Below are 7,334 nucleotides of genomic sequence, written 5' to 3'. Positions count from 1 at the left end.
GGCAACCTCAAGGACGCCGTGCCTGCCAACGATTACGCCCTCTGGCTGAAGCTGAAGGAGGAGTACATCGGCAAGAACAAGAAGATCGAGAACTACCGGCCCATCTTCGCGGCGTTGAAGCTTTACAACGAAGCGGTGAAGGGCATCGGCCTGCGCCAGAAGACCAACATCGCCGGCACCGTCGACGACCTGGCCAAGACCCACGGCGTTGAGGTGCAGCCGGTGCAGTACGAGGTGGAGATCGCCGAGCCGCGCGCAGCCGTCAAGCAGTTCAAGGCCTCCACGCTGGACGACGTCAAGTGCTTCCACCAGACGCTGGACAACATCGACAAGCGGCTGGGCACGCTTACCGTGCGCGCCAACGCCTGGGCCACCGGCGACGTGCCGGCGTTGCGCAAGTACCTGGTGCAGGATCGCTGGGACATCTGCCTGAACACCGTGGCGGAGGCCGGCATCGCCAAACGGCTGGGTATCAGCGACATGCTCACGAAGCTGCGCACGTTGTGGCTGTCCTATGCCATCCAGGCCATCACCAACCACAGGCAGAGCTTCGCCATGCTGCCGATGGAAGACCTTATCGACCCGAATGGCTCGCTCTCGGAGTTGCGCAAGCGCGGTTACACCGTGACCGCGCCCGATGACGACGATGCCACCACCCCGACCAGCCCTTAAGGAGCCCGCCATGAACGGACCGGCCCTGGCCTCGCGCCTGCGCGAGATGTTTGTCAGCCACGACGTGGAGCTGGAAGACGACGACGAAGACTGGCTGGTGACCGATGGCGATTTCCCGGCCATCCGCGCCACCTGGCACGCCGGCCGCAGCGACGAACCGGGCCACCTGGATATCGACGTGGTGGCGGCCGAGGAGCGGACCATCGAGCTGTCCTATCCCGGCTACGGCGAGCGCGGCTGCCGCGATGCGCTGGACGATTTCGAGCGGCAGGCGCTGTATCCGCTGCTCGCCGCCTGCTGGTACGTCACCGATGATCGCAAGCTCGACGTCGGCGCCTTTGACAGCGGACTGAACACCTGGGACGTGTTCGCCGGCAAGCCGGGCTTGCGTGGCGTGGCCGATATTCCTGCAAATGTGCGCGAGGCCGTGCTTGCGGCGTTGCGCGCACAATCGCTCACCGCGGAACTGCACTGGGCGAACCTGTTCCACGCCCGCGACGCCGACGGCAACGAACGCGCCCTGGCCACGCTGGACAACCAGCCCTGGGGCCCGGGTGTAACCGCCTTGTCATCGGGAGACTGGCCGCAGGCGGAGAACTCCGCGCGGTGGCTGCTGCTGGTGGACGTTCGCGACTATTAAAAAATCGTGCAGCGGTTGAGGATGGTGCGGCGCGGAAGGTAGCACCGCGGCGACGGGCGTAGGATGGAGTCCCCTTGCCCCGAAGGACACCCGCCATGACCAAGCTCGAACAACACCACCTGGAAACCCACGTGCCCTTCAAGGCACGCTACGGCAATTTCATCGGCGGCAAGTGGGTGGAGCCCGCCGGGGGGCGATATTTCGAGAACATCACCCCGGTCACCGGCAAGGCCTTCTGCGAAATCCCCCGTTCGGATAAAGACGACATCGAAGCTGCGCTCGACGCAGCCCACGCGGCCAAGGATGCGTGGGGCCGCACTTCGGTAGCCGACCGCGCGCGCATCCTGAACCTGATCGCCGACCGCATGGAGGCGAACCTGGAGATGCTCGCCCATGCCGAGACCTGGGACAACGGCAAGCCGCTGCGCGAAACGCTGGCTGCCGACCTGCCCCTGGCGATCGACCATTTTCGCTACTTCGCTTCCTGCATCCGCGCACAGGAAGGCTCCATCGGCGAAATCGACCACGACACCGTGAGCTACCAGATCCACGAGCCCCTGGGCGTGGTGGGGCAGATCATCCCCTGGAATTTCCCGCTACTGATGGCCACGTGGAAGATGGCGCCCGCCCTTGCCGCGGGCAATTGCGTGGTACTCAAGCCCGCCGAGCAGACACCGGTCAGCATCCTGGTTTGGGCGGAACTGGTGGGCGACCTGTTGCCACCGGGCGTACTGAACATCGTCAACGGCTTCGGGCTTGAAGCCGGCAAGCCGCTGGCTTCGAATCCGCGCATCGCCAAGATCGCCTTCACCGGCGAGACCACCACCGGCCGGCTGATCATGCAGTACGCCAGCCAGAACCTCATCCCCGTGACCCTTGAACTGGGCGGCAAGTCGCCGAACATCTTCTTCGCCGATGTCATGGACCACGACGATGCCTTCTTCGACAAGGCGCTGGAAGGCTTTGCCATGTTCGCCCTGAATCAGGGCGAGGTCTGTACCTGCCCCAGCCGTGCATTGATCGAGGAATCGATCTACGAGGCCTTCATCGAACGCGCGATCGACCGGGTGAAGAAGATCAAGATGGGCAATCCGTTCGACAAGTCCACGATGATCGGTGCGCAGGCTTCCAGTGAACAGATGGAGAAAATCCTCTCCTACATCGACATCGGCAAACAGGAGGGCGCGCAGGTGCTTACCGGCGGCGGTCGCGCCAGCCACGATGGTGACCTCAAGGACGGCTATTACATCGAGCCCACGGTATTCAAGGGCCACAACAAGATGCGTATCTTCCAGGAGGAGATCTTCGGCCCGGTGCTTTCGGTCACCACGTTCAAGGATCAGGACGAAGCGCTTTCCATCGCCAACGACACGCTCTATGGCCTGGGCGCCGGCGTCTGGAGCCGCCAGGCCAACACCTGCTACCGCATGGGCCGCGGCATCCAGGCCGGCCGGGTGTGGACCAACTGCTACCACGCGTATCCGGCCCACGCGGCGTTCGGTGGCTACAAGCAATCGGGTATCGGCCGCGAAACCCACAAGATGATGCTCGACCACTACCAGCAGACAAAGAACCTGCTGGTGAGTTACTCGCCCAACAAGCTTGGCTTCTTCTAGCAGGGAGTCCGAATTGATGGACAGCACCGTCGCCGAACAGGTCATTGCCACCCCCGCCGCGGAAGCCTTGATCGAAATGCTGCGCCAGCGGCACGGCCCGGTGCTGTTCCATCAGTCCGGAGGCTGCTGCGACGGTTCCTCGCCGATGTGCTACCCGCAAGACGACTTCATCGTCGGCGACAACGACGTCAAGCTTGGCGAGATTGCCGACGCCCCGTTCTACATCAGCCCCTCGCAATTTGAGTACTGGAAGCACACCCAGCTCATCATCGACGTGGTGCCTGGCCGCGGCGGCATGTTCTCCCTGGAGAATGGCGAGGGGGTGAGGTTCCTCACCCGTTCGCGCCTGTTCGGCGACGACGAGGTCAACAGCCTCATCGCCGCCGGGCGCTTCGGCAAGGCTTAGCCCGCAGGGTTCTTGCCGAACAACATGCTGGCCAGCACGCCGTCCTTGCGTACCAGATGATGGAACAGCGCCGCGCCAAGATGGGCCAGGTACGTGAAGAACAGCAGGTAGGCACCAAACCCGTGCGCATCGCGAAGGACGGTGTAGAGCGCCAGGTTGTGTGGAGCGATCGGCGGCAGGTGCACGTGCGGCGCAAGCTGGATCGGATATCCCGCAGCCGATAACGTCGACCAGCCCAACAGCGGCAGGAAGAACATCAACGCGTATAGCAGCCAGTGCGACAGCGTGGCTGCATGTCGCATCCAGGCCGGCATGTCCGCCGGCAACGGCGGCGGCTTGTGGACCAGGCGCACGATGAGCCTGATGATCACCAGCACGAAGATGATGAAGCCCAGCGGCTTGTGGATGGCGAAGAGCCACTCGTGAGTGCGGCTCACCGTCGACACCATGCCGGCGCCGATGAACAGCATCGCGATCACCAGTATCGCCATCAGCCAATGCAGGATGCGGGCGGGAAGCCAGAAGCGTTCAGTCATGGCTTGTGCTCCCTGGCAAAACTAGGATGCGGACCTTCCGCGGCTCGGCGGCGGAACGAGGATGAATACACCGCCGAGCGCACGGCAAGCAGTGGATCGTCCGAGCCCTTGATACCGGTAGGCAACGCCAACGGGTCGAAGTTGATGTCGCGGCAGGGGCCCTCGTCCTCGGTGACGAGGTGATCGATCGTCAATCGACCGACCTTTACCGATTCACGATCACCAAGCCACTGCACGGTGGCGTCGTCTGTCTTGTCGCCGGGGGCAGCCAACTGGACCGACATGTCCCAGGTGAGCGGGCCGGCGGCTGCGCGCTTGATGAGGTCGTCAAAAAGGAAATCGCGAGGCATCTGTGCCAGCTTGTCCTTGTCCAGCCACTCAGGTGCTGCCGTTGGATCGAGCGACCACCTGACGACATGCGTATTGCCGTCGCCGCCGACGAAGCGGAATGCATTGATCGAGTAATACCGCGTGTTGACGAAGCTCGACGCCAGCGGCTGGTCCTTCAGGTATTTGCCGAAGGCCACCGTCGCCGGATGGGCTGCCATGTACGGCCCCACCTTGGCCGGGTCCGGCTTGCCATCCGAACCTGGCGAGGTGGCTGTGAGGAATGCCATGAACGCCTGCGGCGTGGCGACGGGAAAGATGGCCGTGGAATCCATCGCCGTGCGCCAGACCTCGCCGTTGGGCGAAGTGATCGACAGTGCGATGGCGCGGAACACCAGGCGGCCGTCGGGTGAGTCGGGCATGCCGCCACCGGTGGAGAAGCGCCCGATCACGCGGGATTCCCCCTGTGCGAACACATTGGCCACGGAAAGCCGCGTGCCCTGCCCGTTGCCGTCGAAATGGCCGGTGAAACAATAGCCCTTGGTGTGGGCCCGGCGGAAACCATCGTGCAAGCCGTCGTGTACCTGCAGCGCGTCGGCAATCTTGCCTGGCCCCAGGCGACCGCCGAACCATCCGCCTGCCCAGGCAAACAGCAGCAGGACGGTACCCAGGACGGCGGCAATGAGCGCCGCGGCACCCTTGTTCCGTCGCAACTGGCCGATGATGGAATGGTTGTCTTGAGGAATTTGAGCCATGGGGGTGCCTTTGCGGTAAACCGTGTAAGCAGAACCGGCCTGGGCCGGTTTCATTGCATGGACGGGAGGATCGCGCGCATGATGCGCTCGGCCGTTCCCACCCCACGAGGAACCATCGATGAAGACAAAAGCCCTGCTTGCCGCGTTGATTCTGGCGGTTCCCGCCGCGTACGCCGCCTCGCCCCCTGCCTATGTATCTACTGCCGTGCAATCGGCATCGCGCCCCGCCGAAGACACCGCGCGGGACGCTGCCCGCCATCCGGCGGAACTGGTTGCCTTTGCCGGCATCAAGCCGGGCGACACCGTCGCCGACATCATGCCCGGTGGCGGTTACTTTACGCGCATTTTCAGCGGCGTGGTGGGGGCCAACGGCCATGTCTATGCGGTGGTCCCCGCCGAATTCGTCCAGAAGAACCCCAAGGCCACCGATAAGGTCACCGCGCTCGCCGCGGAGAAGGATTTCACCAATGTGAGCGTGGTTACCGCACCGCTGGCCGGCATCGCCACCGACAAACCGCTAGACGTGGCCTGGACCAGCGACAACTACCATGACGCCACCGGATTCTTCGGCAAGGACCAGGCACTGGCCATGGACAAGGCCGTCTTCAAGGCGCTCAAGCCCGGTGGCGTGTTCATCGTGATCGACCATGCCGCGCAGGCGGGCAGTGGCGACAGTGCCACCACCACCTTGCACCGTATCGATCCGGCCCTGGTGCTCGAGCAGGCCAAGGCCGCCGGGTTCACCCTGGAAGGAAAATCCCAGGTGCTGGCCAACCCCGCCGACACCCACGACAAGAAAGTGTTCGACGAGACCATCAGGGGTCACACCGACCAGTTCGTCTTCAAGTTCCGCAAGCCCAAGTAATCAAGGCACGGCGTCGGTTCAAGTGCCGGCGCCGGCCTGCCACGACCACCGGGCGCTTTCGCCGGCGAACAGCACCGAGCGCGCAGGTGACACGCTCACCTGCGCGCCCACGGCGAGGTTCCGTCGTGCCAGGTCCTCGCTGGCGACGTCCGCCTCCAGCGTACCCACGCCGCTCACGTCCAGGTCCAGGTGGGCGATGCTACCTGCAAGATAGACATGCCGAACCAGTGCCTGCCAGGGTGCATCCTGCGTACCGATCTTCAGGTGCTCGGGCCTGATGTACGCCGTGGCATGGGGATAATGGCCGTGCCACGGCTCGCCGCGAGGCACCCAGCCGGCGGCGCTTAAGCCCCCGGTGCCACGGCGCATCGCCACCCGGTTCACCCGCCCGATGAATTCGCATACGAACGGCGTGGCGGGCTCGAAATAGATTTCCTCAGGCGTACCGAATTGCTCGATAACGCCGTTGTTCATCACCGCGATGCGATCGGCCAGTTCCAGGGCTTCTTCCTGGTCATGCGTTACCAGCACGGTGCTAATCCCCAATTCTTCCTGCAGTTCGCGCAGCCAGCGGCGCAGACCCGTGCGCACCTGGGCATCGAGTGCGCCGAAGGGCTCGTCGAGCAACAACAATTGCGGCTCCACCGCCAGGGCGCGTGCCAGCGCCACGCGCTGCCGCTGGCCACCGGACAGCTGCGCAGGATAACGATTGCCAAAACCATCCAGTCGCACGCGCGAAAGCAGTTCGGACACGCGCGAGGTGATCTCCGCGCGTCGGGGCCGCAGGCGCCACGATCGCACGCGCAATCCGAAGGCTATGTTCTCGGCCACTGTCATGTGCCGGAACAGGGCGTAGTGCTGGAACACCAGGCCGACACGGAGCTTGCGGGCGTCGGTGGCGAGAAAATCTTCGCCATCAAGCGACACCTTGCCCACGTCGGGGTAGTCCAGGCCCGCCAGGATACGCAGCAAGGTGGTCTTGCCCGAACCTGAAGGCCCCAGCAAGGCGACGAACTCGCCAGGCTTCACCTCAAGGCTTACCTGGGCCAGCGCCACCGTGTCGCCAAAGCGCCGGCCGATGGATTGGATGGACAGCGTCATCGGTGGATGCCTCCCGCCGCCAGCTCATGGCGATAACGCCATTCCATCAGCGCCTTAAAAGCAAGCGTCAACACCGCAAGCAAGGCCAGCAGCGAGGCCACCGCGAACGCGCCGACATAGTCGTATTCGTTGTAGCGCATTTCCACTTCCAGCGGCATGGTGGTGGTGAGGTTGCGGATGTGGCCCGAGACCACCGACACCGCACCGAATTCGCCCATGGCCCGGGCGTTGCAAAGCAATACGCCATACAGCAGCGCCCAACGGATATTGGGCAAGGTGACGCGGAAGAACATCTGCCAGCTACCGGCGCCCAGCACCCTCGCCGCTTCTTCTTCCTCGCTACCTTGTGACTGCATCAACGGGATGAGTTCGCGCGCAATGAAGGGCAAGGTGACGAACACCGTGGCCAGCACCAG

Annotated in this window: 9 protein-coding genes; 5 read left to right on the top strand and 4 right to left on the bottom strand. The window is 63.9% G+C overall.

The genetic code is table 11. The features are described from left to right. The 4 genes from VK519_RS01135 to VK519_RS01120 form a co-directional block, all read left to right on the top strand. On the top strand, positions 1 to 672 hold a 672-nt coding region (locus tag VK519_RS01135; RefSeq protein ID WP_324346851.1), incomplete at its 5' end, for a TraB/GumN family protein. Positions 673 to 682: 10 nt separating this feature from the next. Next, positions 683 to 1,312, top strand: coding sequence for a DUF6348 family protein (locus VK519_RS01130; protein WP_324346849.1), 630 nt, complete (start codon positions 683 to 685; stop codon positions 1,310 to 1,312). Between the two features lie 95 nt (positions 1,313 to 1,407). Then, positions 1,408 to 2,928, top strand: a complete 1,521-nt coding sequence (adh, locus tag VK519_RS01125; RefSeq protein ID WP_324346848.1) for an aldehyde dehydrogenase — start codon at positions 1,408 to 1,410, stop codon at positions 2,926 to 2,928. 16 nt (positions 2,929 to 2,944) lie between these two features. Further along, the gene (locus VK519_RS01120; RefSeq protein ID WP_324346846.1) at positions 2,945 to 3,334 is read left to right on the top strand and encodes a DUF779 domain-containing protein; all 390 of its coding nucleotides are present in this window, start codon (positions 2,945 to 2,947) and stop codon (positions 3,332 to 3,334) included. Here the strand turns inward: VK519_RS01120 and VK519_RS01115 are convergent. Together VK519_RS01115 and VK519_RS01110 are read right to left on the bottom strand one after the other, a co-directional pair. Then, entirely contained in the window at positions 3,331 to 3,870 is a 540-nt protein-coding gene (locus VK519_RS01115) for a cytochrome b (protein WP_324346844.1), read from the bottom strand. The genes VK519_RS01120 and VK519_RS01115 overlap by 4 nt on opposite strands. Then, a complete protein-coding gene (locus VK519_RS01110) occupies positions 3,867 to 4,952 on the bottom strand; it encodes a catalase family peroxidase (protein ID WP_324346842.1) in 1,086 nt (361 codons plus the stop codon). Before VK519_RS01110 ends, VK519_RS01115 begins: the two co-directional genes overlap by 4 nt. A 118-nt stretch (positions 4,953 to 5,070) precedes the next feature. On the opposite strand from VK519_RS01110, the gene VK519_RS01105 reads away from it, so the two are divergent. Continuing rightward, entirely contained in the window at positions 5,071 to 5,817 is a 747-nt protein-coding gene (locus VK519_RS01105; protein WP_324346840.1) for a class I SAM-dependent methyltransferase, read from the top strand. Between the two features lie 18 nt (positions 5,818 to 5,835). Here VK519_RS01105 and VK519_RS01100 read toward each other — a convergent pair whose 3' ends face one another. Together VK519_RS01100 and VK519_RS01095 are read right to left on the bottom strand one after the other, a co-directional pair. Beyond that, complete coding sequence (locus VK519_RS01100) at positions 5,836 to 6,918, bottom strand: sulfate/molybdate ABC transporter ATP-binding protein (protein WP_324346838.1); 1,083 nt, start codon at positions 6,916 to 6,918, stop codon at positions 5,836 to 5,838. Continuing rightward, a partial coding sequence (locus VK519_RS01095) for an ABC transporter permease subunit (RefSeq protein ID WP_324346836.1) occupies positions 6,915 to 7,334 on the bottom strand: 420 nt, incomplete at its 5' end. The genes VK519_RS01095 and VK519_RS01100, both read right to left, overlap by 4 nt.

The organism is Pinirhizobacter sp. (genome assembly GCF_035317885.1).
GTDB lineage: Bacteria > Pseudomonadota > Gammaproteobacteria > Xanthomonadales > Rhodanobacteraceae > Pinirhizobacter.
Note: the sequence above shows the minus strand (reverse complement) of the source record. Positions and strands in the feature narration are given on the sequence as shown.

Excerpts from the sequence above, each read along its gene's own strand:
- VK519_RS01130 (WP_324346849.1), top strand. The coding sequence starts at position 683 with ATGAACGGACCGGCCCTGGCCTCGCGCCTGCGCGAGATGTTTGTCAGC.
- adh (WP_324346848.1), top strand. The coding sequence starts at position 1,408 with ATGACCAAGCTCGAACAACACCACCTGGAAACCCACGTGCCCTTCAAG.
- VK519_RS01120 (WP_324346846.1), top strand. The coding sequence starts at position 2,945 with ATGGACAGCACCGTCGCCGAACAGGTCATTGCCACCCCCGCCGCGGAA.
- VK519_RS01115 (WP_324346844.1), bottom strand. The coding sequence starts at position 3,870 with ATGACTGAACGCTTCTGGCTTCCCGCCCGCATCCTGCATTGGCTGATG.
- VK519_RS01110 (WP_324346842.1), bottom strand. The coding sequence starts at position 4,952 with ATGGCTCAAATTCCTCAAGACAACCATTCCATCATCGGCCAGTTGCGA.
- VK519_RS01105 (WP_324346840.1), top strand. The coding sequence starts at position 5,071 with ATGAAGACAAAAGCCCTGCTTGCCGCGTTGATTCTGGCGGTTCCCGCC.
- VK519_RS01100 (WP_324346838.1), bottom strand. The coding sequence starts at position 6,918 with ATGACGCTGTCCATCCAATCCATCGGCCGGCGCTTTGGCGACACGGTG.